Raw genomic sequence first — 25,139 nt, 5'->3', positions numbered from 1 at the left:
CCCACCCCCTGGCCACCACCCCCTCCCTGACCCTCACCGACCTCGCCGCCGAACCCTGGATCTTCGGCGGCAGCGGCCCCTGGTCCGACATCACCCGCCGCGCCTGCGAGTCCGCCGGCTTCAGCCCCCACCAGGGCCACTCGGCCTCCGGCTGGACCGCGATCCTGGCCATGGTCGAGGCGGGGATGGGCGTCGCCCTGGTCCCCCGGATGGCCGCGGCCCGCCGCGAGGGCGTGGTGATGCGCGAACTGGGTGAGGACCGTCCGGTACGGCATGTGGTGGCGGCGGTACGGAAGGGGGCGGAGGCGGGGGCGGCGGTCGGCAGGGTGCTGGAAGCCTTGCAGGATGCGGCTGGTCCCGGCGGCGCCACTCGGGCGTGACCTCGTACGGCAGTTCGTGGAGACGGCTGTCCTACGGTGGCCGACGCCGGCCTGTCAGGGTCGCCGCACCTCATACAAGAAGCACCCGTACTCCACCGCCCGCACCTGCACCGCCGCCACCTCGGCATCGGCGAACGCCTCTGCGAACGCCCCCTCGAATCCGGACGGGTCCTCGACCAGGCGGCCGCCCAGGATGCGGCCGTCGGTGGAGTAACGGCGCACCGTGCGGTGGGCGTCGGTGAAGGGCAGGGTGGCGTCCGCCGGGCCGGGGCAGTCGTCGGCGTGGATGAAGACGGGGCCCTGTTCGTCGTAGGCCCCCGGGTCGGTGCCCGTCTCGGCCGCCCAGCGGCGCAGGGGTGCGTACGAGACCAGGGCGATGCGTTCGCCGGGTGCGCTGCGACGCAGGCAGCAGCGGAGGGGGGCGCCGCCCTCGTCGTCGGTGAAGGGGAGCATGGGGCGGCCCGCGTCGTCGGAGGTGCGCAGCTCCTTGAGGGTTATGGGCGTCAGAGGGCGTGCCGTGTACGTGGTCATGTGTCCAGAGTGGTGCGTCGCGATGCCGCCTACTGGCGGGATTCGGACCTCGCACTCCACTCCCGCTCAGTCTCTGGGAACGGTGACCTGAGATCGCGGGTCACTCTTGACGGGCCCCACTCCCGACGCTCCCATGGAATCGCTCAACATCCAGTAGCGGAAGTGGAGTTGCCATGGTGGGCTATCCGGGCGTCGACGAACTGGAGCGGCGTGCCCGTGCGCTGGTCGCCGCCGCGCCGGGGGTGCTGCGGCTGCGGGCCGTCGGCGAGAGCCGGGGCGGGCGGCCGCTGTGGGTGCTGTCCGCCGGGCACGGGGAGCGGCAGATCCTCACCGTCGCCGGTGCGCACGCCAACGAGCCGGTGGGCGGGGCCTCCGCGCTGCGGCTCGCCCGGCTCCTCGCCCACCGGCCGGAGATTCCGGAGGCACTCGGCTGCACCTGGCACTTCCTGCTCTGCCTCGACCCGGACGGCGCCCGCCTCGCGCACGGCTGGCAGCCGGAAGAGCCGGCCCCGTCGCTGACGGAGTGCCACCGGCACTTCTACCGGCCCGAGTTCGCCTGCCAGCCCGAGTCGCTGCCCGTCCCCGGCACCGGCCGGGAGCCGCTGCCCGAGTCGGCGGCCCTCGTGTGGCTGCTCGACGAACTGCGGCCCGTGGCCCAGTTCACCCTGCACGGCATCGAGGTCGGCGGTGCCTTCACCCTGCAGACCAGGAGGGTGCCCGGAGCCGCGCGCGCCTTCCGCGAGACGGCCGCACTCCTGCGCATCCCCCTCGACCACCGCCCGTACGACGCTCCCGACTGGCAGCCGGACCCGCCCGGCGTCCTGCGGCTCCCGGAGGGCAACACCGGAAGCGAACGCGACCCGAGCGGCTACGTCGCCGAGAGCACCTGGCTCTACCCGTGGCGCTACGGCACCCTGACCGCCGTCGTCGAGGCACCGGCCTGGTCCGCCCCCGCGGTGAGCGACCCCCGGCCCGAACCCGACCCGCGGGGAGAGGCCGCCCGGGCGGCCGAGCTGCTGCTGGGCCGTACCCGGGAGATCACCGAGCTGCTGGGAGACGGCGCACCCGACGAGGACCTGCTGCCCCTGCACACCGCCGCCCGGGAACTGCTGGACGTGGCGCCGTCGATCGCCGCCACCTGCGCGGACGAGCGCGGCGGCTCCCGGGGCCACTTCGCGACCCTCGGCATCGCCGCCCGCCGTATCCCGCTGCGCGCGGCGGCCATGCTGCGCCGGGCCCTGGCCGGCACCGCCCCCGGGACCGCCTGCGCCCTCACGGACCTGGTGCACGAGTGGTGCCGGGAACTCGACAAGACCTACGAGCTGCGGTGGATACCGGTGTCCGCGCAGACCGCACTGCACGTACGGACCATGCTGGACGTCGCCCGCAGGGTGTGCGACTGAGACCGAACAGACGGAAAGGCGCCCGGTGCACTGCGCACACCGGGCGCCTTCATGGCCGTACGGCGACGACTACTCGCCGGCCGCCGCGTCCGCCGCCTGGGCCCTCAGCGCCCGCTCGACGCCCGAGCGGGACTCCGAGACCAGCCGGCGCAGAGCCGCGTTGGGCTCGGCCGCGGACAGCCAGGTGTCCGTCTTGGTCAGGGTCTCCTCCGAGACCTGGATCGTCGGGTACAGGCCGATCGCGATCTGCTGGGCGATCTCGTGCGAACGGGAGTCCCAGACGTCCTTGACGACCTCGAAGTACCGGTCCGTGTACGACGCGAGCAGCTCGCGCTGGTCGGTCTGGACGAAGCCGCTGATCACGGCCTCCTGCACGGCGTTCGGCAGCTTGTCGGAGTCGATGACCGACGCCCACGCCTCCGCCTTGGCCTCCGGGGTCGGGCGGGCCGCCCGGGCGGTGGCCGCGTGCCGCTCACCGGCCGCGGTCTTGTCCCGCTCGTACTCGGCCGCGACCTCCGCCTCGTCGAAGCGGCCGACCGCCGCGAGCCGCTCCACGAACGCCCAGCGCAGCTCCGTGTCGACGGCCAGGCCCTCGACCGTGTGGGTGCCGTCCAGCAGGGCCTCCAGGAGGTCCAGCTGCTCCGGCGTCCGGGCGGTCGCCGCGAAGGCGCGCGCCCAGGCCAGCTGGTGGTCGCCGGCCGGCTCGGCGGCCCGCAGGTGGGCCAGCGTGGCGTCGGTCCAGCGGGTCAGCAGGGCCTCACGGGTGGACGGGTCGGCGTACAGGTCGATCGCCAGCTTCACCTGGCGCTGCAGCGACTGCACCACGCCGATGTCGGACTCCTTGCCGACGCCGGACAGCACCAGGGAGAGGTAGTCGCGGGTCGCCAGCTCGGCGTCCCTCGTCATGTCCCAGGCCGACGCCCAGCACAGGGCGCGCGGCAGGGACGCCTCGAAGTCGCCGAGGTGCTCGGTGACGGTCTTCAGCGACTCCTCGTCCAGGCGGACCTTGGCGTAGGAGAGGTCGTCGTCGTTGAGCAGGATCACCGCGGGGCGGCGCTTGCCCGTCAGCTGCGGTACGGCGGTCAGCTCACCGTCGACGTCCAGCTCGATCCGGTCGGTGCGCACCAGCTTGCCGGAGTCGGCGGAGAGGTCGTACAGGCCGATCGCGATGCGGTGCGGGCGCAGCACCGGCTCGCCCTTGGCACCGGCGGGCAGGGCCGGGGCCTCCTGGCGGACGGAGAAGGAGGTGATGACGCCGTCGGCGTCGGTGGCGATCTCCGGGCGCAGGATGTTGATGCCGGCCGTCTCCAGCCACTTCTTCGACCAGGTCTTCAGGTCACGCCCGGAGGTCTCCTCCAGGGCGCCCAGCAGGTCCGACAGGCGCGTGTTGCCGAAGGCGTGCGCCTTGAAGTAGGCCTGCACGCCCTTGAAGAACTCGTCCTCGCCGACGTACGCGACAAGCTGCTTCAGCACGCTCGCGCCCTTGGCGTACGTGATGCCGTCGAAGTTGACCAGGACGTCGTCCAGGTCGCGGATGTCCGCCATGATCGGGTGCGTGGACGGCAGCTGGTCCTGCCGGTACGCCCAGGTCTTCATCGAGTTGGCGAACGTGGTCCACGAGTGCGGCCACCTGGAGCCGGGCGCGGAGGCCTGGCAGGCGATGGAGGTGAAGGTGGCGAACGACTCGTTCAGCCACAGGTCGTTCCACCACTCCATGGTGACCAGGTCGCCGAACCACATGTGGGCCAGCTCGTGGAGGATCGTCTCCGCGCGGACCTCGTACGCCGCGTCCGTCACCTTGGACCGGAAGACGTACTGGTCGCGGATGGTCACCGCGCCCGCGTTCTCCATCGCGCCCGCGTTGAACTCGGGCACGAACAGCTGGTCGTACTTCTTGAACGGGTACGGGTAGTCGAACTTCTCCTGGAACCAGTCGAAGCCCTGCCGGGTGACCTCGAAGATCGCGTCCGAGTCGAGGAACTCGGCGAGCGAGGGACGGCAGTAGATGCCGAGCGGCACGCTCTGCCCGTCCTTCTCGTACACGCTGTGCACCGAGTGGTACGGCCCGACGATCAGCGCGGTGATGTACGACGAGATGCGCGGCGTCGGCTCGAACACCCAGACGTCGTCCTTGGGCTCGGGCGTCGGGGAGTTGGAGATGACGGTCCAGCCCGCCGGCGCCTTCACGGTGAACTGGAAGGTCGCCTTCAGGTCCGGCTGCTCGAACGAGGCGAAGACGCGGCGGGCGTCCGGCACCTCGAACTGGGTGTACAGGTAGGCCTGCTCGTCGACCGGGTCGACGAAGCGGTGCAGGCCCTCGCCGGTGTTGGTGTAGGCGCAGTCGGCGACGACCCGGAGGACGTTACGGCCCTCCAGCAGCCCCGGCAGCGCGATCCGCGAGTCCTCGAAGACCGCGGCGGGGTCGAGCGCGTCGCCGTTCAGGGTCACCTCGTGGACCGCCGGCGCGACGAGGTCGATGAAGGACGTGGCCCCGTTTTCGGCGACGTCGAAGCGCACCGTGGTCACGGACCGGTAGGTGCCGCCCTCCTGCGCGCCGGAGAGGTCGAGATCGATCTCGTACGAGTCAACGGTGAGCAGCGTCGCCCGCTGCTGAGCCTCTTCGCGAGTCAGGTTTGTGCCAGGCACGCGGTCATCTCCTCGTTATGTGTGCGTTCGGTCATCCTTCCACGGGACCTGCGCGGAGGGCGACGTCCTAGGGCTGCGCGGCGCAGCCCTAGGGAAAGCCCTATGGGCCGGAAACAGGAGGGGCGGCCACCCGGAGGTGACCGCCCCATTTCAGATCATTCGCGTTACTTCGCCGACAGCTCCGCCGCCACCAGCTCCGCGATCTGCACCGCGTTCAGCGCGGCGCCCTTGCGGAGGTTGTCGTTGGAGATGAACAGGGCCAGGCCGTGCTCCACCGTCTCGTCGCCGCGGATGCGGCCGACGAACGACGGGTCCTTGCCGGCCGCCTGCAGCGGGTTCGGGATCTCGGAGAGGACGACGCCCGGGGCGCCCGCGAGCAGCTCGGTGGCGCGCTCCGGGGAGATCGGGCGGGCGAAGCGGGCGTTGACCTGGAGGGAGTGGCCGGAGAAGACCGGGACGCGCACACAGGTGCCGGAGACCTTCAGACCCGGGATCTCCAGGATCTTGCGGGACTCGTTGCGCAGCTTCTGCTCCTCGTCGGTCTCGTTCAGACCGTCGTCGACGATCGAGCCCGCCAGCGGGAGCACGTTGAAGGCGATGGGCCGCTTGTAGACACCCGGCTCGGGGAAGTCGACCGCCTCGCCGTCGTGGGTGAGCTTGTCGGCGTCGGCGACCACCTTCTGGGCCTGGCCGTGCAGCTCCGCCACGCCCGCGAGACCCGAACCGGACACCGCCTGGTAGGTGGCGACGACCAGCGCCTCCAGGCCGGCCTCCTCGTGCAGCGGCTTCAGCACCGGCATCGCGGCCATCGTGGTGCAGTTCGGGTTGGCGATGATGCCCTTGGGGCGGTCGGCGATCGCGTGCGGGTTCACCTCGGAGACCACCAGCGGGACCTCGGGGTCCTTGCGCCAGGCGGAGGAGTTGTCGATCACCACGGCACCCTGGGAGGCGACCTTCTCGGCCAGCGCCTTGGAGGTCGCGCCGCCCGCGGAGAAGATCACGATGTCGAGGCCGGTGTAGTCGGCGGTCGCCGCGTCCTCCACCGTCACGCCGTCCAGCACGGTGCCGGCCGAGCGGGCCGAGGCGAACAGGCGCAGCTCGGTGACCGGGAAGTTCCGCTCCACGAGGATCCTGCGCATGACCGTGCCGACCTGACCGGTGGCTCCGACGATTCCGACCCTCACGGCGACTCCCTCTAGGTGTTTCTGTGTGTCTGCGGCGTTTCCATCATGCGGCCGACCACGGTCCGCCTGTCCAATTCTTTGCGGGTCATGCCCGAGGACTGGGACGCCCCGTCCCAGCGAGCGGTTGCGGAACTCCCGCCCACACCCCCGCTGAGCTGGAGAAATTCGCTTCACGGCCGCCCCGTGCCGCAAGCTGTGCTGCCCCGCGCGGCGGTGTGACGTACGCCTCTGAACGGTGTACCGGGGTTCCGCCGAACGTTTCCGTGCGCTGCGGCGTCGTAGAGGAAACGCGGTGAGGGGGGTGGCTTGTGCTGCGCAGAACGGCCCGCCGTGTCCACGAGGAAGATCCTCTGGACGCGGCCCAGGAACGCCGGGTGCGGGCGGTGCTCGCGCTCGGTGGCGTGCCGCAGGCGGACCTGCCGGACGGGGTGCAGCAGGTCCGCCTGCGGCTGCTGGAGCGGGCCGCGAGCGGGCGCGAGGCGCCGCGGAACGTGTCCGCCTGGGTGGCGGTGGTCGCCTCCAACCTGGCCATGGACTGGCACCGGGCCAAGCGGCGCCAGGAGCGGCTGGGGGAGCGGCTGGCGTCGCTGCGCGAGCCGGTGCACCCCTCAGGCGAGGAGACCAGCCTGCTCTCCCTCGCCGTCGCCCGGGGTCTGGACGAACTGCCCGACGCCCAGCGGCAGGTCGTGATCCTGCGCTTCTTCGCCGACCTGCCGGTGCGCGGGATAGCCGAGGAGCTGGGTGTTCCCGAGGGCACGGTGAAGAGCAGGCTGCACACGGCGGTCCGCGCGCTGCGCGAGAGGCTGCACGAGGACGAGGTGGTGTGACGTGACCGCCGAACACGAGGGCGCGGGGGAGTACGCCGGCATGGACGCGCTCATGGCCGCGATCACGGGCGAGCCCCTGCCCGATGAAGCCCGCGGGGACGCCGCCTACCTGAGCGAACACCGCTCGGCCGAGGCCGACGTGGCGCTGCTGAAGGACCAGCTGACCTGGCTCGCGGAGGCACTGACCGGGGAGGAGCAGGGGGAGGAGCAGGCGGCTGCGGAGGCCGGGGCCACGGCGGGCCCCGCCCGGAGCGCCCCGTCCGGGAAACGCCCCCGGAGCACCACACGCCCCACCGCTCCCGTACGCCCGACCCGCCCGGGGCGCCCGTCCGGCCCGCGTCGCGCCCTGCGCCTCGCGCTCGGCTCGCTCGCCTTCGGGGCGGCCTTCAGCATGGTCGCCGGGCTCGGCTGGCTCGTGACGCACACCGGAGCGGACGAGTCGATGGGCGGGAGCAGCGCCGACGCGAAGAGCGACGCCCGGAGCCCGGAGTACTCCGGCGACAGCGGCCGGCCCTCCGACCCGGCGCAGGCTCTGGCCTGCTCCAAGCTGGTGGTCGAGGGCACGGTGGCCGCGGTGGATCCGCAGCCGCAGACCCCCTGGACCCGGATCGTGCTGACCGTGACCCGCTCCTACAAGCCCGCCCACGGCCCGGCCGAGGTCGCCTTCCTCCTCGACGACGACGCGACGCCGGCCCCGCACAAGGGGCAGCACGTGCTCGTCGGCGTCGACCAGGGGCAGAAGACCGCGAGCCGGTGGTCCGTCGGCGACACCCGCGTGGCCGCCGACCGCGCCTGGATCACCGAGGCGCTGCCCGACTCGCGGCACACCACGTGCCCGTCCGAGGACGAGGAGCCGACCGGCAAACCGTGAGGGGCGGGTGTCCCTCCGGACACCCGCCCCTCACCTCACCTCAGGTCAGCCCCGTTACGGCGTGACCTTCTCGATCTTCACGCTGCCGACGCCCGCGACCGTGCCGCGCGCGTTCACCAGCTGCAGCCGGCCGAAGAACTCGCGGCCCGCGGGGGCCTCGGCGGCGGCCGTGACCTGGCCGGTCACCGTGGCCGAGTCGCCCGTGCCGAGCTTGACCGGGGTCGCGTCGTCGACCGTGACGGTGCCGAGCGTGGAGGAGAAGAACACGTCCCGGTAGTCGTAGTCGGTCGAACCGGACGGGACCGAGTAGCCCACGACCTTGATCGTGTACGTGCCGGCGGCCGGGGACGGGACGGAGACCGCCTCCTCCGAGTCGCCGTCCGCGGACTGCGCGACCTGCTTGCCGCTCGCGTCGTACACGGTCAGGTCAAGATCGGCGGCCGCATCAGATACGTTTCCGATGGCCACGTCCAGGGACTTGGCACCGGCCGGGACGTCCACCGTGGTCGTCTGGGTCTCGCCCTCCTTGATCGACGGGCGGGCCGTCTTGGAGGAGCCGAGGGGACCGCCGACCAGCTTGCCGTCGAGGGCCGCGTACTTGTTGGTCACCTTCCAGGAGGCGGTGGCCGGGGTGCCGACCTTGGCCTCGGGCACGGTCACGGTCTCCGGGTCGAAGGCCGCGCCGAGGACGGAGACGTCCAGCGTGTACGGGTTGTCGAGCAGCGGCGAGGTACGGCGCGACTCGACCTCGATCTCCCAGACACCGGCCTGCGGGTCGGCGTAGGAGCGGACGTCCGGCTTGCAGCCGTTGCCGTCGAGGTAGTTGTTGTAGCAGTACGGGGTGCCGGTGTTGTCGACCGGAGTGCCGTACGGGTGGATCGCGATGAACCGGGTCTGGCTCTTGTCCGTCAGCCCGCTCATCGCGACCTCGAGGGACTTGGCGCCGACCGGCACGTTCAGGAAGTACGACTGCGTGCTGTTGCGCTGCACCGAACTCGACGCGGAGTAGGTGTAGTTCACCGGGGTGGAGACCACGACGGTGGTGAGGATCTGCTTGTCGACCCCCTCCGTCCTCGGGTCGTCGACCTCCAGGATCGCGCTCTTGATGCCCGCCGACCGCGGCGCCGCCTGGACCTTGACGGTCACCGGCTGGTTCAGCGGCAGCCGCACGACGTCGTCGCCGAGGATCCGGAAGGTGTCACCGGCGTTGTTCTCGAAGTGCAGCTCGTGCCACACGGCCTTGTCCGGGCCGGAGGTACGGGTGATGGTGACGTCGTACGTCTTCTTCTGACCGGCCTTCAGGCCGCCCTCGCGGTCGTACAGACCGGTGCCGTAGCCCGGGGTCTTGAGCGCCTGGTCGAGCGCGGTGTCGACCGGGGCCTTCACGGTGTAGTCGTGCGCGGTCGCGTCGTCGCGGATCGCGTCCCACGCGTCCACGATGTTGATGCGGCCCGCACCCTCCTCGTACGCCTGCACACCCTTGATGTGGTCGGCGGTCGAGGTCAGCGCCGTGCGCAGCGTGGCGGGCGTCAGGTCGATGCCCTTCCGCTTGGCGGCCGACAGCAGCAGCGCGGAGGCGCCGGTGGCCTGCGGGGACGCCATCGAGGTGCCCTGGAGCATCGAGTAGCCGGCCGGCAGCGAGTAGCCCGCCTCGGCGACCGGGGAGCCCGGCAGCCAGGTCTGGGTGGTGTTGATCGCGGCACCGGGCGCGACCAGGGTCGGCGTGAAGCCGCCGTCCTCACGCGGGCCGCGGGAGGAGAACGGCATCATCGCGTACCGCTTCTCCACCTGCGAGCCGTAGTTGGCGGCCCAGGTCTGCCGGGAGATGGCCGCGCCGACCGAGATCACCTTGTCGGCCAGACCGGGGTCGCCGATGGTGTTGGCGCCGGGACCGGAGTTGCCCGCGGAGATGACCAGCTGGACGCCGTAGGTGTCGATGAGCCGGGTGTACAGCTCGGCGCGCGCGTTGTTGCCGTCGTTCAGCGCCGGGAGGCCGCCGATCGACATGTTGACGATGTCGACGCCCCGGTTGGCGACCAGGTCGATCATGCCCTCGGTGAGGGCGACGTTGGTGCAGCCGCCGGTCCAGGTGCAGGCACGGGACGAGACGATCTTCGCGCCGGGGGCCGCGCCGTTCATCTCGCCGCCGAACAGGCCGTTGGCGGCGGTGATGCCGGCCACGTGGGTGCCGTGCTCGGACTCGATGACGCCGATGTTGACGAAGTCGGCCTTCTTGCCGACCCAGGACCCGCCGAAGGGGTCCATCGGGACGTCCTTGCGGATCTGCACGACGAACGGCACCCGCTCGACGACGTCCGTCTTCGGGTCGTCGGTGCCGAAGTAGCCGATCTGGTAGCCGTCCTTGTACGGCTTCATCGGCGTGTCGTCGGTGAAGTCGTGGTTGTTGTTCAGGTCGAGCGTGACCGTGCCGGCCGCCGCGTCGTACAGGACGCCCCAGCTGTCGGTGGTGTCGCCGTCCCGGTTGAGGTCGCCCTTCTCGTCGCCGCCGGTGGTCGCGGACTCCTTGAAGGTGCTGATCTGGTACGAGCCCGCCGGCGCCGCCCAGGTCTGGCCGCCGTAGCTGAAGCTCGGGCCGGAGACCGCGGTGACCATGGGCCGCCAGGTGGCGTCGCTGTCCAGGATCGGGTCGGTCGCGGTGACCCAGTCGACGATCTTGCGCTCGCCGGTGGTGGTCTTCTGCAGCGCCGGGTGTCCGAGGTCGACGCCGGAGTCGAGGATGCCGATGGTGACGCCCCGGCCGTCCGCCTTCGGGTGCTCGTCGACGAAGTCGACGGCGCCGGTCTCGAAGGACGGGTTGTACGGGTTCTCGGCGGGGGTGTCCTTGCCGGGGCCCGGGTAAGTCTTGGTGGCCGTCGCCGACTTGGCGGTGTCCGCGTTCGGCGTCGGGTCGTCGAGCGCGATCTCCTGGCGCAGGTCGATGGCGTGCACCGAGGAGAGCTTCGCGGCGGCCGCGATCGCCGAGTCCGCCTTGGCGGTCGGGACGGTGGCGCGGACGTAGCCGAGCTTGTCGTAGGTACGGCCCACCGAGCCGCCCTTGACCGCGTCCAGCTCCTCGGTGACCTGCTCGGTCTTCCCGGGCGCGGTCGCGATCATCATCGTGACGTTCTTGTCGCCGTCCGCCTTGGCCTCGGCGAGCAGGTCGGCGTCGTCCGAACCGAGCTTGTCATGGGCGGACTTGACGCCGGGGTCGGTGGCCGCGGCGGGCGGCGCGTCCGCGGCGAGGGCCAGGGGTATCGGCCCGGTCGCGCAGAGAGCGGCCACCACGCCCACGGCCAGGCCTATGCGGGCCAGGCGTCTGTGGCCGGGTATCGGGTCGCGCTCGGGGGTGTGGGTCATCGGCATCCCTTGTAGGTAAAGAATCCAGTGCCGGACGAGGGCACAGCTTTACCCAAAGGGCCGAAATTTGGGGACCGTTGACCGAATCGATATGGATGTATGGGGAAAACCCGCGATGGGTTCTGAGTGGATTGGACCTGTCTGGTCCGTAATTCGCTCAGTTCTCCTTCAAGCGGGCGTAATGACGGGACGCCTTCGCCCGGTTGCCGCACCCGGCCATCGAACACCAGCGGCGGGTGCCGTTCCTGGACGTGTCGAAGAAGTGCAGGATGCACGACTCGTGGGCGCAGCCGCGGATCCGGTCCGGGGCCTGCGCCAGAAGTTCCAGGTAGTTCCGGGCGGCCAGCCAGGCCGGGCCCCAGGCGGGGTCGGCGAACTCGGGCTCCTCGGCCGCCCCCCGCTCGGTCAGCCGGGGCCGGATGCGCCCGTGCGCGAGGACGGCGTCGACGAGCGGTGCCCCCTCGGCCAGTGACCCGTCCACCGCGGCCTGCAGCGCCTCCCGCGCCTGGCGCAGATGGTCCAGTACGGCCGCGTCGGCCGCGTGGGTGCCGTCGAGCCCGTTGCTCGCGAGCCACACCGCGAGCCCCTCGGCGTCGGCGAGCAGGTCCTGGGTGACGCCCTCCTTGTTCCACCGGGTGTTGATCAGGTCGAGGGCGAGCGGCTCACCGGTGAGCGGGCGGGGATCGCGGGCGGCGGACATCGGGCACTCCTTCTCGGCTAACCCCTCAAGGGTACGTGACCGGTTGCGCTTCCGCTTCTAACCCTCTAACGTGAAGTCGAAGGTTATAAGCCTGAAAGGGAAGCCATGACTCTGCGCACCGGCCACACCGGCCTCAACGTCACCGACCTCGACCGCTCGCTCGCCTTCTACCGGGACGTCCTGGGCTTCACCCTGCTCACCGAGGGCAAGGAGGACGACCGTCGGTACGCGTTCCTGGGCGACGGCGGCGAAGGCCCCGTCCTCACCCTCTGGCAGCAGGCGCAAGGGGTGTACGACGGCGGCCGGGCCGGACTGCACCACCTGGCCTTCACGGCCGACTCGATCGAGCGGGTCCGGGAGTACGAGACGGCGCTGCGCGGCGCCGGGGTCGACTTCGCCCACGAGGGCGTGGTGGCCCACCGGGAGGGGGCGGCCTCGGGCGGAATCTTCTTCCACGACCCGGACGGCACCCGCCTGGAGATTTCCGGACCGCTCGGCGCCGAGAGCGCCCCGGCCCCGCACGCGGACGCCCCGACCTGCGGTTTCTTCTAGCCATGAGCGGCTATCACGCGGGCTCGCGCGCCCTGCAGGACCTGGTCGGCGTCCGGGACCGCGCCGACCACGTCGGCCGCTCCCTCGGCCAGGACATCAAGCCGGTCGCGGCGGCTTTCCTGGAGCTTCAGCCCCTGCTGGTGGTGGGCGCGGCGGATCCGGCGACGGGGAGGGTGTGGGCTTCGGCGCTCACGGGCACACCCGGTTTCGTCCGGGCCACGGGTCCCCGCCAGATGTCCGTGGTCGCGGATTCTGGCCAACGGCTGGACAGCCAACCCAAAGGGGCGCGGGGAACTGCGCGAGCAACCACAGATGACCCACACCCGAACGACGACCTGACTGACCCACTCACCATGGCCCTGAAAACCCCGGGCACCCTCGTCGGTACCATCGCCCTCGACCCCCGCACCCGCCGCCGCATGCGCCTGAATGGTCGGCTGAGGCCGACAACAAGGGGCTTCGCCATAGAAGCGGACCACGTCTTCTCCAACTGCCCCAAATACATCCAGCGCCGGGAGTCGTACGAGCGGATCGACGACCGCACCCCGGGAGCACCCCGACGGACGGACCAACTGCAAGCGGACCAGGTCGAGTTCATCGCCGCAGCCGACACCTTCTTCCTGGCCACCGCACACCCCGGCGGAGCCGACGTCAGCCACCGCGGCGGCAACCCCGGCTTCGTCCAGGTCGTCTCACCGCGCGAACTGACCTGGCCGGACTACGCCGGCAACGCCATGTTCCTCACCCTCGGCAACCTGCGCACGGACCCGCGCGCCGGGCTGCTCTTCCTGGACTGGACGACCGGCACGGTGCTGCAGCTCACCGGCGAGGCCCGTACCGAGTTCACGGCCGACGGCGAGCGGACGGTCCGCTTCACCGTCGAGGAGGCGGTGGAGACTCCCGCCGCCCTGCCCCTGCGCTGGTCCGCGCCGGAATATTCGCCCGCCAACCCGGACACCGCGCGCTAACGTCCGTCCATGCGACGGAAGCTGAGGGTGGCGGCCTACGCCGTGTGCGTCCGCGACGGACAGATCCTGCTCGCCCGCTCGCCGGGCCCCGACGGCACCCCCGAGTGGGTGCTGCCGGGCGGCGGCATGGAGCACGGCGAGGACCCGTACGACACCGTCCGCCGCGAGGTGGCCGAGGAGACCGGCTACCGCATCGAGGTGACCGGTCTCCTCGGCGTGGACTCCCTCCGGCTCACCGGCTCCCGTCTGTTCGGCCGCCGTACGGACTATCACGGCGTGCGGCTCGTCTACGCGGGTGAGGTGACCGACGGTGAACTCCGGCACGAGGTCGGCGGTTCCACCGACTTCGCCGCCTGGCAGGACCTGGCCGCCGTACCCGGTCTGAACCGGGTGCCGCTCATCGACACGGCGCTGCGGCTGTGGCACGAGCGGCCGGCGGCGGGGCGGGTCGAATAGCTGCACTACCCCGGAAAATGAACACGGAGTGACCGTTGCCCGGCCGCCCGAGGAGCGGTCGTGGGCGTGAAGGGTGGCCAGAGATCCACGTACGGTGATCGGCGCTGCGCGTTGCTGTCGTGTTCACGTACAGGTCATTCCCGGTGCCAAGCATCCAGAGCGAGCGGGATGTTCGCGAGAGCGATCGCCCGCGACCACTGCCGACGCGTTCGCACTCGGGGAGATCGCGCCATGTCGCGCATACGCTCTGTCGCCACCTCCGCACTGGGGGTCCACCGCCGTACCGTCCTCGCCGCCGCCGGAGCGGTCTCGCTCTCCGCGGGCGTCGGCTACGCCCTGCGCACCACCGACAGCCAGGCCGCCACCAGAGCCGCCGAGGCGCCCGTCGCCCACTCCCGGCAGGCCTCCGCTGCGAGCCCGCTCGCCCCCTACACCAAGGGCACCACCCTGTCCTCCGTCGCCGCCCCCCGGAACAGCTCCGGCTACCGGCGCCTGGGCGACGGCCCGGGCTGGAAGCGGGTCGTGCGCAGCGAGCTGGCCACGCCCAAGTCCGGCCGCGCGAGCCGCCGTACCACCCTCGCCGCCTTCGTGCAGTTCACCGACCTGCACCTGCAGGACGTCCAGCACCCGCTGCGGCTGGAGTACCTGCGCTCCACCGACCCGCACGCCTGGCGCCCGCAGGAGGCGCTGACCGTGCCCGGCGCCATCTCGCTCGTCGAGCGGGTCAACGCGCTGCGCGGCGCCCCCGTCACCGGCGCCCCGCTGCACTTCGTGATGACCACCGGCGACAACACCGACAACAACGCCCACTCCGAACTGGAGTGGTTCATGAAGGTGATGAGCGGCGGCCGCATCACCCCCAACTCCGGGGACCCGCGGCACTACGAGGGCGTGCAGAACAGCGGCCTCAAGCTGTACTGGCAGCCCGACTCCACCACCCGCGACGGCGACAAGGCGCTCGGCTTCCCGTACCTGAAGGGCTTCCTGGCCGCCGCCGTCCGCGAGGTGAAGAGCCCCGGCCTCAACCTGCCCTGGTACTCCACCGTCGGCAACCACGACTCCCTCCCGCTCGGCTGCTACGGCTCCCACGGCGACCCCTACCTCGCCGAGGCGGCCATCGGCGGCAAGAAGCTGATGAACGTCTCCGCCGCCGAGGCCAAGAAGCTCCAGGACGCCATCAAGAACGCCACCGACCCCAAGGGCGTCGGCTACCGCGACTTCCTCAAGGCCCACGCCCGCTCCATGCGCTCGGTCACCCCGGACGAGAAGCGGGCGCCGTACACCTCCGCGGACTATCTGAAGGCCCACCTGGACCCCGCCCACCAGGGCCACGGCCCGGTCGGCCACGGCTACTCCTCGGCGAACCTGGACGCGGGCACCCAGTACTACGCCTTCCGTATCTCCGACGACGTCATCGGCATCAGCCTCGACACCACCGACGCGGGCGGCCACTACGAGGGCTCCGTCGGCACCGCCCAGCTGAAGTGGCTGGACAAGACGCTCAAGGACAACAAGGACTCCTACGCCGTCGTCTTCAGCCACCACACCAGCAAGACGATGACCAACACCCGCCGCGACCCGGCCCACCCGGGGGAGCGCCGCCACAACGGCGCCGAGGTGGTGTCCCTCCTCGCCTCCCACGGCAACGTGCTGGCCTGGGTGAACGGCCACATCCACAAGAACGTCATCACCCCGCACCAGGCCTCCGGCGGCCGCTCCTTCTGGGAGATCTCCACCGCCTCGCACATCGACTACCCCCACCTCGCCCGCGTCGTCGAGCTGGTGGACAACAAGGACGGCACGATCTCCCTGTTCACCACCCTGATCGAGTCCGCCGCCCCGCACCGCACGGACTTCGCCGACCTCTCCCAGACCGGCCTCGCCGCCCTCTACCGCGAGCTGGCCTACAACGCGCCCGGTGCCAGGACGACCCTCGCGGGCAGCGCGGCCGACCGGAACACCGAGCTGGTGCTCAAGAAGGGCTGAAACTCACTCAACCGGCCTACAGGCAGGCAACCTTCGCACACCACCACCAGGTCCCTCCCCCCGACCGAACCGAACGGCACAGTTGGGGGAAGACATGCGTGCACGTACGACGCTGGTGGGCGCCACCGCCCTGCTCCTGTCGGCGGCCCTGGCGGGCCCGGCCTTCGCGGCCGGCCCCGCCACGGGCGGCCACTCCGCCACGCGCAAGGCGATCGAGGCGGCCGTCCAGGCCGGGGTTCCCGGGGTGACCGCCACCGCGAAGGACGCCCACGGCACCTGGTCCACGACGGCCGGCGTGGGCGACACCCGCACGGGCGCACCGCGCTCGACGGCCGACCGCTACCGCGTCGGCAGCATCACCAAGACGTTCGTCTCCACGGTCCTGCTCCAGCTGGAGGCGGAGGGCCGGCTGTCGCTGGACGACACGGTGGAGAAGTGGCTGCCCGGGGTGGTGCACGGCCACGGCCACGACGGGAGCCGCATCACCGTCCGCCGGCTCCTCAACCACACCAGCGGCATCTACAACTACACCGCCGACGACGACTTCGGCCGCACCTACTTCACCAAGGACGGCTTCTTCGCGCACCGCTACGACACGCTCACCCCGCGCGACCTGGTCGCGATCGCGATGAAGCACGAGCCGGACTTCAAGCCGGGCGCGTCCTGGGGGTACTCGAACACGAACTACGTCCTGGCCGGCATGGTGATCGAGAAGGTGACGGGCCACTCGTACGCCACGGAAATCACCCACCGCATCATCGGCCCCCTGCACCTCACGGCCACCTCCGTCCCCGGCACCCAGGTCACCGTCCCGCACCCCAGCAGCCGTGCCTACTCGAAACTCGCCCAGACGGCGACGGGTCCGTCGTACGACGTCACGAAGCTCAACCCGTCCATCGCGTCCTCGGCCGGTGAAATGATCTCGAATTCCGCGGATCTGGACCGCTTCTACAGCGCTCTGCTGCGCGGGAAACTCCTTCCGCCGCAGCAGCTGAAGGAAATGAAGACCACGGTACGGGCGGACGGCATCCCGAACACCCGCTACGGCCTCGGCCTCATGGACACCGAGCTGACCTGCGGTGTTCATGTCTGGGGCCATGGCGGCGGCATCCACGGCTCCGCGTCCGGGGCGGTGGCGACGGAGGACGGCCGCCATGCGCTGGCGCTGAATTTCAACGGGGACTGGGCCGGGGACATGGACGCGGTGATCGACGGGGAATTCTGTTAGCCAACGTTTCATTCCTGTCGTTCCGTGTTAACGCGCCCGCAATGTCCGTACCGCCTCATATCGGCTATCCCGCTATGGACGGGGATGGCTCGATCTTCTCGATCATTTATGCAAGGCGGGTGGTCGTGTGCGCGCGAGGCACGGACTGCGTGTGCTGTCGGTCTACGAGGGCTTCTTCTCCGGAGGAGCCAGGATCGTGCACAGCGACGTCGTACTGGGACTGGCCGAGGGCGGCCAGTCCCACCAGGTACTCAGCATCCATGGCGAGGTCCATCGCGAGGCCACCCGGCAGCGCATGGAGGACGACCACTGCTACCGCGCGCTGACGGCCGGCGAGGTCGGCGTCACCTCGCTGGGCCGCACCGCGGGCCTGGTGGACGGCTCGGTCGCGGCGTCCGTTTTCAGCGGGCCGGAGCTGGCCGAAACGGCTCGGGCCATGGCCGGGGCGGACGTGATCCTCTCCCTCAAGGAACAGCCGCTGGCCCTCCTGAACCAGGGCGGCCTGCCCCGCCGCCCGGTCGTGGTCTGCCTGCACCGCTCCGACCCCGAGAACCAGGGCCCCGCCCTGGACGAGCTGAAGGCCGCAATCGCCGACGGCACGGTGGCGGCGTGCGTGTGCTGCGCCGAGTCGACGCGGGCCGCCTACGAGGCCGCCGGCATCCCGGCCGACCTGCTGCACGTGATCCCCAACGGCGTCGACCTGCTGCGCTTCCGCCCGGACCCGGCGGCCCGGCTGGCGTTCCGCGCGTCCCTGGGCATTCCGGCCGCCGCCCCGGTGGTGGTCTTCGCGGCCCGGTACGCGCAGATGAAGAACGTGCCCCTCTTCCTCCGGGCGGCCCGCGCGTGGCTGGCGCGCGAGCCCGAGGGACACGTCCTGATGTGCGGCGCGGGCATGACCGACGGGAACCCGTCGCTGTGGGCCGACATCGAGGTCGCGTTCGGCGAGGACCGCCGGCTCGCGGAGAGGGTCCACCTCCTGGGCGTACGGCACGACATGGAGGCCGTCTACGCGGGCTCCGACGTCGTCGCCCTGACCTCCGTCTCCGGGGAGGCGGCGCCGCTGTGCCTGATCGAGGGCATGATGTGCGGTGCCGTCCCGGTGACGACGGACGTCGGCGACAGCGCGGCGATCGTCACCGGCCACGGCTTCGTCACCCCGCCCGACCCCGGCGCCATCGCCCTCGCCTGGACGGCCGCGATCACGGGCCGCGCCGAGCTGGCTCCCGCCCTGGAACGCAGCCGTGAGCGCTTCAGCCGCACCCGCATGATCGCCGCGTACGCCGCGCTGCTCGACGAGGTGTACGCCTCACACGTGGGCGGGCAGCGGGTCGCCGCGCAGCACGCTGTAGGCGACGCCGTCCCGCCACTTCCCGTCCCGGAAGACGATGCCGCGCAGTACGCCCTCGCGAGTGAAGCCGGCCTTCTCCAGGGCCCGCTGTTCGGCGATGTTCTCGGCCTCGGTGTCCGCCTCGATCCGCATCACGGGGGTGTGGGCGAAGAGGTGGCGGACGAGCTGTAGCTGGGCCCGGCTGCCGACCCCGCGCCCGCGGGCCTCGGGCAGCAGCTGGGCGCCGATGTTCCAGCAGTGGGTGGAGGGCGAGACGACGACCTTCCGCCAGGCGACGAACCCGAGCGGCTCGGCGGCCGACTCCACGACCAGCAGGCCGCCGTCCTCGCCCAGCATCCCGTTCTCGGCGAAGCGCCGCCTGAACCGCCCGGGGTCCGACCACCCGTACCACTGGAACGGCCCGGCGCTCTGCGGCTCCAGCAGGAACCGTTCGAGCACGGGCAGATCGTCCTCGCGTGCGGGGCGCAGTACGACGGATTCATCGCTCATCGGTCCACCGTAACGCGCTTGAGCGTGACGGGAGTTGGACATGAGGAGGGGCCACCGGCATCGCCCCGGTGGCCCCTCCTCTCCCCTCCTGGTGTCGCCTCCGTCCGTCACTACCGGGGCAGCACCACGACATAGGCGGCCGGGTCGCGGTCGCCGGAGGCCATCAGGGCCGTGCGGACCACCGTCGCCTGTTGTTCCAGGGACTCACGGAGCTTCCTGGGGGTGATGTAGACGACCGTGATGCCCAGGCGTTCCAAGTGCTCGCGCTTGCGGGCGTATTCCGACCAGAGGGCGTCCTCGTCCTGGCGGGGGGCGCGGGTGTCCAGTTCGACCGCGACGGCCTGCTCGGGCCAGTAGGCGTCCAGGCCGCCGAGGTGGGGGCCGCCGGGCAGGCGCAGGTCCACGTTCCAGACGGGGTCGGGCAGGCCGTACTCGCTGACCATCCGGTAGAGGCGGTCCTCCGCGATGGCTCGGCCCTCGGCCACCAGCGAGTCCACCGCGTCCACCACGTGCGGGCGGGTCAGCAGCTTCGCGTTGGTCAGCTCCCGTACCACCGCGGCCGGTTCGCAGTGGCCGGCGCGTACCGCCTCGGTCAGCAGGCGGCGTACCGCGGCCGCGTCCGTCAGTTCCGCCACCGCGTCGGCCAGCGCGCGCGGCACCGGTGCCACCGGCAGGCCCGTCACCGCGCAGGGGGTGGGGAGGGAGGGGGTGCGCAGGACGCGGACGTAGCCCGCGGAGCGCAGGCGGCGCAGGCGGGGGATCAGGACGTCGACGCGGTCCAGGGACAGGAGCGGCGGGGTGGAGGAGAAGCCGTGCAGGGTGAGGGCCGCCAGGCCGGTGATGACGGCGTCCGCGTACACCGGGCGGTGCGGCTCGTCGGCGGTGGGCTGGGCCGGGACGCCCGGGGCCGACTCCCGTGCCGCGTACAGCAGCGCCCCGTGCAGCCGCTCCTCGCTCGTCGCCGGGCCGGGGTGGAGCAGGATCACGTTCGGCAGCAGCGGCTGCCAGGGGCCGCCGGGGCGGCACTGCTCGTTCAGCTCGGCCGTGGAGACGCCGTGGGAGCGGAGCTGGGCCGCCGTCAGAACACGGCGGTGGACCTCGGAGAGGTGACGGAGGGGGCGGGGGGAGAGCGGGGTGTTGTGCGTCATGGCCCCGAGATTCCCGCGCTCTGTCCCACCCTTAACCGCTGTTACACGGTCGTCGAGGAATGCTGACAAGACGGTACTAAAGGGCAAGTGTTCGGGTGTCGAGTAGGGGTGGAAAACCCCTGGTCCAATCGGGTGTGGACCAGGGGTTACGGGCGCTATTGACTGAATTCCGTAACGGTCACCGACCGGGGAAGCTCAGGCCAAGGATCAGGCGTCGGCGGCCGCCTGGTCGCACGCCTGTGCGCGCAGCGACCGCGCCAGATCGTCCCGCGCCTCCAGCACCAGCCGGCGCAGCGCGGGCGCCGCGTCCGCGTGGGCCCCGAGCCACGCGTCCGTCGCGTCCAGCGTCTCCTGACGGTCCTGGAAGCCGGGGAACAGGCCCCGTACGACGTCCATGCCGATCTGGATCGACCGCTCCTGCCACACCCGCTCGATCGCCGCGAAGTACTTCTCGGCGTACGGCGCCGTCAGCTCCCGCTGCGAGGGCTGGTCGAAGCCCGCGATCGTCGCCTCCACCAGCGCGTTCGACAGGGCGTCGGACTCCACGACCTGCGCCCAGGCCTGTGCCTTGACCGCCGCCGACGGGCGCGCGGCCAGGCAGCGGACCTGGTGGCGCTTGCCGGACGCCGTGTCGTCACGGGCCAGTTCGGCCGTGAGGACGGACTCGTCGGCCACCCCGTGGGCCGCCAGCGGTCCCAGGAACGCCCAGCGCAGCTCCTGGTCCACGTCCAGGCCCTCGACCGTCTCCGTGCCGTCCAGCAGACCCTTCAGCAGCGCCAGGTCCGTCCCGCCGGAGGCGACCGTCGCGAAGAAGCGCGCCCAGGCCAGCTGGTGCTCACTGCCGGGCTCGGCCGCCTGCAGCTCCCGCAGCGCGCCCTCGGCCAGCAACTCCTCGCCGGCCGCCCGCCACTCGGGCGCCGCGTAGTGCACCAGCGCCGAGTTCGCCCAGGCGTGCAGCATCTGCAGCACGCCGATGTCGGACTCCCGGCCCGCGAACCGCAGCACCAGGTCCACGAAGTCCCGCGCCGGCAGCAGGGCGTCCCGGGTCAGGTTCCACAGCGCGGACCAGCACAGGGCCCGCGCCAGCGGGTCGGTGAGCGCGCCCAGGTGCTCGCGCAGGGTGGCCAGCGAGGTCTCGTCGAAGCGGATCTTGCAGTAGGTCAGGTCGTCGTCGTTGACCAGCACCAGCTCCGGGGTCTCGGCGCCGGCCAGCTCCGCCACCACCGTGCGCGGACCCTCGACGTCCGTCTCCACGCGCGCGTACCGCTCCAGCGCGCCCTCGGCGGTGCGCCGGTACAGGCCCACCGCGACCCGGTGCGGGCGCTCCTCGGGGTGCGACTCCGGCGCCTCCTGCACCACCGCCAGCTCGGCCACCCGGCCCTCGGCGTCCAGCAGCACCTGCGGGGTCAGCGAGTTCACCCCGGCCGTCTGCAGCCAGGAGCGGGCCCACGCGGACATGTCCCGGCCGCTGGTCTCCGCCAGCACCGACAGCAGGTCGCCCAGGCGCGTGTTGCCGTACGCGTTCCGCTTGAAGTAGCGGCGGGCGCCCTCCAGGAAGGCCTCCTCGCCGACGTAGGCCACCAGCTGCTTCAGCACGGAGGCGCCCTTGGCGTACGTGATGCCGTCGAAGTTGAGCTTGGCGTCCTGCAGGTCGCGGATGTCCGCCGTGATCGGGTGCGTGGAGGGCAGCTGGTCCGCGCGGTAGGCCCAGGCCTTGCGGCGGTTGGCGAAGGTGACCCAGGCGTCGGTGAAACGGGTCGCGCCGACGTTCGCGAACGTGCCCATGAAGTCCGCGAAGGACTCCTTCAGCCACAGGTCGTCCCACCACACCATGGTGACCAGGTCGCCGAACCACATGTGCGCCATCTCGTGCAGGATGACGTTGGCCCGCGCCTCGTAGGACGCCTGCGTCACCTTCCCGCGGAAGATGTACTCCTCGCGGAAGGTCACCATCCCCGGGTTCTCCATCGCGCCCAGGTTGTACTCGGGCACGAACGCCTGGTCGTACTTCCCGAACGGGTACGGGTAGTCGAAGTGCTCGTGGAAGAAGTCCAGGCCCTGCTTGGTGACCAGGAAGACGTCGTCGGCGTCGAAGTAGGGCGCGAGTCCCTTGCGGCACAGGGCGCCGAGCGGGATCTCCAGCTTCGTCCCGTCCTCCAGGGTGCGCTCGTAGGAGTCCGTCACATAGTGGTACGGCCCCGCCACCACGCAGGTGATGTACGTCGAGATCGGCTTCGTCTCCGCGAACCGCCAGACGCCGTCGGCGCGTTCCCCGGCGCCGTTGCTCCACACCGTCCAGCCCTCGGGCGCCTGCACCTCGAAGCGGTACGGCGCCTTCAGGTCCGGCTGCTCGAAGTTGGTGAAGACACGGCGGGCGTCGGCCGGCTCGTACTGTGTGTAGAGGTAGACCTCGCCGTCCTCGGGGTCCACGAAGCGGTGCATGCCCTCGCCGGTGCGGGAGTAGGCGCACTGCGCGTCGACCGTCAGCTCGTTCTCGGCGGCCAGGTCCTCCAGCGCGATCCGGGAACCGTCGAAGACCTCACCCGGGTCCAGATCCTTCCCGTTGAGCGTGACCGAGGTCACACTCGGCGCGACCAGGTCGGCGAACGTGGACGCGCCCGGCTCGTTGCAGCGGAACCTGATCGTGGTCACCGAGCGGAAGGTGCGCGGCCCGCCGTCCCCGTCGCCCACGGCGGAGCGCAGGTCCAGCGCCACCTCGTACCCGTCGACAGACAGCAGGGCGGCCCGCTCACGGGCCTCGTCGCGGGTCAGATTCTCACCGGGCACGGGCGGCACTCCCTCGTGGTCGCTTGGATGGCGCGGAACAGCACCGATCCTGCCACGCGCCCCTGACACGGGGCACCAGGGAATGAGGGTGACCAGGGGAATGTTGCCGCTTCAAAAGCCCATTTCGCTGAGGAGACGCATGTCCGAGACCGTGACCACGAGCGGCAAGACCCCCGTGGACTTCTGGTTCGACCCGCTGTGCCCCTGGGCCTGGATGACCTCCCGCTGGGTGCTGGAGGTGGAGAAGGTCCGCGAGATCGAGGTCCGCTGGCACATCATGAGCCTCGCCGTCCTCAACGAGAACAAGCTGGACGAGCTGCCCGAGGAGTACCGGGAGATGCTCGCCGTCAAGGCGTGGCAGCCCGTGCGCGTGGTCACCGCGGCCTGGCAGAAGCACGGCGCGGACGTCCTCGGCCCCCTCTACACCGCGCTCGGCACCCGTTTCCACAACAACGGTGAGGGCGCGACCCTGGAGGCCATCGCCGGTGCGCTCGCGGACGTCGGCCTGCCCGCCGAGCTGATCGAGTACGCCGAGCAGAAGGACTTCGAGTTCGACGCCGAGCTGCGCGCCTCCCACAAGGAGGGCATCGAGAAGGTCGGCCAGGACGTCGGCACCCCGGTCATCGCGGTCCCGGGCCCCGACGGCGAGCAGATCGCCTTCTTCGGCCCGGTCGTCACCCCCGCCCCCAAGGGCGAGGAGGCGGCCCGCCTGTGGGACGGCACCCTCGCCGTGGCCTCCGTCCCCGGCTTCTACGAGATCAAGCGGACCCGCACCAAGGGCCCCGACTTCAGCAACCTGTAAAGCGACCTGCACGTCCTGCACGTCCCGCCGAACGGGCCCGGTCAGCTCCGGGCCCGTTCGCGTGCCTGAGCCAGGCGGCCCAGGTGCTCCTCGTACCCCTTCGCGTAGTACGCGGCCCGGTCCGCGTCCGGCTGCACGACGCGGGTCGGCTCGGTCCAGGCCGCCGCGTCCAGGGCCGTGCCGAACCGCTCGGCCGCCGCGAGCACCGCGCCCCGCGCGCCCACCTCGCCCTCCACCACCCGCAGCGGGCGGCCCAGCACGTCCGCCAGCAGCCGCATCCAGGCGGGGCTGCGGGTGCCGCCGCCGCACACCGCCAGCGTCCCGGTCAGACCCGCCGCCGCCAGGCAGTGCCGGGCCGCGTAGCCGATGCCCTCGCAGGTGGCGCGGATCAGGTCGGCGGGCGTCGACTCCAGGGAGACACCAGTGAGTTCGGCCCGCAGCCGGGGCTCCACGAAGGGGGCGCGCTCGCCGGAGGGCGCGAAGTACGGCAGCACGCGCACCCCGTGGGCGCCCGGCGGGGTGGCGGCCAGCAGGGCGTCCACCTCCTCGTGCCGCACGCCCGTGGTGCTCAGCACCCAGTCCAGGGCCGCCGTGCCGACCATCGCGGGCATCGCGCGCAGCCAGTGACCGGGCCGGTCGGTGGAGATGTACAGGCCGGCCGGTTCGCCGCCCAGGTCCAGGTCCGTGGTGGCGACCAGGGCGGCCAGGCAGGTGCCGACGATCAGCAGGCCGTCACCGGGCGCGGTGACGCCCGCGCCGAGCGCACAGGCCGGCAGGTCGTACGGGCCGTTCGCCAGCCGGGTGCCGGGCGGCAGCCCCGCGCCGCGCGCCTCGCCCGTCGCCACCGGATCGCTGACCGGCGCGAACAGGCCCCGGCGGTGGGTCAGGCCGAGCAGCTCCACCACCCGGTTGTCGTAGGACCGGGTGCGCGGGTCCAGGAACGGCATCGACGCGTCCGACACGTCCGTCACCGCCCGCGCCGCGCCGGTCAGCCGCTGGAAGACCATGTCCTTGCAGTACACGGCCGCCGCGGCCGCCTCCAGGGACGTCGGCTCGTACCGGTCCAGCCACGCCAGCAGCGGGCCCGGGCAGCCCGGGAACATCGCGCTGCCGGTGCGCCGGAAGACGCTCTCGAAGGTGCCGTCCGCCAGCCACTGGTCGACCAGTGCGTGGGCCCGGCCGTCCATCCAGGAGGCCGCGGGCCGCACCGGTCGGCCCGCCGCGTCCACCAGCCACACCCCGTCGCCCTGCCCGGTCAGCCCGGCCAGCTCCACGGGCTCCGGTACCCGAGCGGTCAGCGCCCGCAGGACGGCGACGACTGCCCCGTACACCTCCTCCATGTCCTGCTCCACGGCCCCGCCGCGCAGACTGAGCCCCACCGGCCGTGCCTCGACGGCCAGTTCACGGCCGCCGCGGTCGAAGGCGGCGGCCTTCACCATGGACGTGCCCACATCGATCCCGACGTACATGCGGCTC

At 71.6% G+C, this 25,139-nt stretch carries 19 protein-coding genes and 1 pseudogene; 11 read left to right on the top strand and 9 right to left on the bottom strand.

The window, feature by feature from the left end:
- On the top strand, positions 1-380 hold a 380-nt coding region (locus BEK98_RS37665; RefSeq protein WP_244202139.1), incomplete at its 5' end, for a LysR substrate-binding domain-containing protein.
- 54 nt (positions 381-434) lie between these two features.
- Here the strand turns inward: BEK98_RS37665 and BEK98_RS37660 are convergent.
- Positions 435-911, bottom strand: coding sequence for a DUF1203 domain-containing protein (locus tag BEK98_RS37660; RefSeq protein ID WP_094221257.1), 477 nt, complete (start codon positions 909-911; stop codon positions 435-437).
- 173 nt (positions 912-1,084) lie between these two features.
- Here BEK98_RS37660 and BEK98_RS37655 point away from each other — a divergent pair, with 173 nt between their 5' ends.
- Positions 1,085-2,314, top strand: coding sequence for a M14 family zinc carboxypeptidase (locus tag BEK98_RS37655; RefSeq protein WP_094221256.1), 1,230 nt, complete (start codon positions 1,085-1,087; stop codon positions 2,312-2,314).
- Positions 2,315-2,383: 69 nt separating this feature from the next.
- Here the strand turns inward: BEK98_RS37655 and pepN (BEK98_RS37650) are convergent, their stop codons facing one another.
- Both pepN (BEK98_RS37650) and BEK98_RS37645 read right to left on the bottom strand, forming a co-directional pair.
- Entirely contained in the window at positions 2,384-4,960 is a 2,577-nt protein-coding gene (gene pepN / locus BEK98_RS37650) for an aminopeptidase N (RefSeq protein ID WP_094221255.1), read from the bottom strand.
- A gap of 164 nt (positions 4,961-5,124) precedes the next feature.
- Complete coding sequence (locus tag BEK98_RS37645) at positions 5,125-6,144, bottom strand: aspartate-semialdehyde dehydrogenase (protein WP_094221254.1); 1,020 nt, start codon at positions 6,142-6,144, stop codon at positions 5,125-5,127.
- A 308-nt stretch (positions 6,145-6,452) separates the two neighbouring features.
- On the opposite strand from BEK98_RS37645, the gene BEK98_RS37640 reads away from it, so the two are divergent.
- Positions 6,453-6,971 carry an RNA polymerase sigma factor gene (locus BEK98_RS37640; RefSeq protein WP_094221253.1) on the top strand — a complete coding sequence of 173 codons (519 nt, stop codon included), beginning with the start codon at positions 6,453-6,455 and terminating at the stop codon, positions 6,969-6,971.
- 1 nt (position 6,972) lies between these two features.
- Positions 6,973-7,842 carry a hypothetical protein gene (locus BEK98_RS37635; RefSeq protein ID WP_094221252.1) on the top strand — a complete coding sequence of 290 codons (870 nt, stop codon included), beginning with the start codon at positions 6,973-6,975 and terminating at the stop codon, positions 7,840-7,842.
- 54 nt (positions 7,843-7,896) lie between these two features.
- Here BEK98_RS37635 and BEK98_RS37630 read toward each other — a convergent pair whose 3' ends face one another.
- Both BEK98_RS37630 and BEK98_RS37625 read right to left on the bottom strand, forming a co-directional pair.
- Complete coding sequence (locus tag BEK98_RS37630) at positions 7,897-11,199, bottom strand: S8 family serine peptidase (RefSeq protein WP_094221251.1); 3,303 nt, start codon at positions 11,197-11,199, stop codon at positions 7,897-7,899.
- A 157-nt stretch (positions 11,200-11,356) separates the two neighbouring features.
- Positions 11,357-11,899, bottom strand: coding sequence for a CGNR zinc finger domain-containing protein (locus BEK98_RS37625; RefSeq protein WP_094221250.1), 543 nt, complete (start codon positions 11,897-11,899; stop codon positions 11,357-11,359).
- Between the two features lie 105 nt (positions 11,900-12,004).
- On the opposite strand from BEK98_RS37625, the gene BEK98_RS37620 reads away from it, so the two are divergent.
- The 6 genes from BEK98_RS37620 (at position 12,005) to BEK98_RS37595 (ending at position 18,608) form a co-directional block, all read left to right on the top strand.
- Positions 12,005-12,451 carry a VOC family protein gene (locus BEK98_RS37620; protein WP_094221249.1) on the top strand — a complete coding sequence of 149 codons (447 nt, stop codon included), beginning with the start codon at positions 12,005-12,007 and terminating at the stop codon, positions 12,449-12,451.
- Positions 12,452-12,453: 2 nt separating this feature from the next.
- Positions 12,454-13,419, top strand: coding sequence for a pyridoxamine 5'-phosphate oxidase family protein (locus BEK98_RS37615; protein WP_094221248.1), 966 nt, complete (start codon positions 12,454-12,456; stop codon positions 13,417-13,419).
- A 9-nt stretch (positions 13,420-13,428) separates the two neighbouring features.
- Positions 13,429-13,875: an NUDIX hydrolase gene (locus BEK98_RS37610; protein ID WP_208643342.1), complete on the top strand. Its 447-nt coding sequence runs from the start codon at positions 13,429-13,431 to the stop codon at positions 13,873-13,875.
- A 231-nt stretch (positions 13,876-14,106) separates the two neighbouring features.
- Entirely contained in the window at positions 14,107-15,861 is a 1,755-nt protein-coding gene (locus BEK98_RS37605; RefSeq protein ID WP_094221246.1) for a TIGR03767 family metallophosphoesterase, read from the top strand.
- Positions 15,862-15,955: 94 nt separating this feature from the next.
- Positions 15,956-17,089 carry a serine hydrolase domain-containing protein gene (locus BEK98_RS37600; RefSeq protein WP_208643341.1) on the top strand — a complete coding sequence of 378 codons (1,134 nt, stop codon included), beginning with the start codon at positions 15,956-15,958 and terminating at the stop codon, positions 17,087-17,089.
- Positions 17,090-17,240: 151 nt separating this feature from the next.
- On the top strand, positions 17,241-18,608 hold the full coding sequence (locus tag BEK98_RS37595) for a glycosyltransferase (RefSeq protein ID WP_244202144.1): 1,368 nt from the start codon (positions 17,241-17,243) through the stop codon (positions 18,606-18,608).
- Here the strand turns inward: BEK98_RS37595 and BEK98_RS37590 are convergent.
- The 3 genes and pseudogenes from BEK98_RS37590 to pepN (BEK98_RS37580) form a co-directional block, all read right to left on the bottom strand.
- Positions 18,558-18,926 (bottom strand): annotated as a pseudogene (locus BEK98_RS37590) (GNAT family N-acetyltransferase); the annotation flags it as partial. The gene BEK98_RS37595 and the pseudogene BEK98_RS37590 overlap by 51 nt on opposite strands.
- Positions 18,927-19,036: 110 nt before the next feature.
- Positions 19,037-20,074, bottom strand: a complete 1,038-nt coding sequence (locus BEK98_RS37585; RefSeq protein ID WP_094221244.1) for a hypothetical protein — start codon at positions 20,072-20,074, stop codon at positions 19,037-19,039.
- A gap of 207 nt (positions 20,075-20,281) precedes the next feature.
- Positions 20,282-22,861: an aminopeptidase N gene (pepN, locus tag BEK98_RS37580; protein WP_167444347.1), complete on the bottom strand. Its 2,580-nt coding sequence runs from the start codon at positions 22,859-22,861 to the stop codon at positions 20,282-20,284.
- A gap of 139 nt (positions 22,862-23,000) precedes the next feature.
- On the opposite strand from pepN (BEK98_RS37580), the gene BEK98_RS37575 reads away from it, so the two are divergent.
- A complete protein-coding gene (locus BEK98_RS37575; protein ID WP_094221243.1) occupies positions 23,001-23,663 on the top strand; it encodes a DsbA family protein in 663 nt (220 codons plus the stop codon).
- Between the two features lie 41 nt (positions 23,664-23,704).
- On the opposite strand, the gene BEK98_RS37570 is transcribed toward BEK98_RS37575, so the two are convergent.
- Positions 23,705-25,132 (bottom strand): FGGY-family carbohydrate kinase, encoded by a 1,428-nt coding sequence (locus BEK98_RS37570; RefSeq protein WP_094221242.1) that lies wholly within the window; start codon positions 25,130-25,132, stop codon positions 23,705-23,707.
- Between the last annotated feature and the right edge of the window lie 7 nt (positions 25,133-25,139).

Origin of the sequence: Streptomyces diastatochromogenes, assembly GCF_002242805.1 — a bacterium.
GTDB classification, from domain to species: Bacteria; Actinomycetota; Actinomycetes; order Streptomycetales; family Streptomycetaceae; genus Streptomyces; species Streptomyces diastatochromogenes.
The sequence above is the reverse complement of the archived record's forward strand: the minus strand, read 5'-3'. Positions and strand labels throughout refer to the sequence as shown.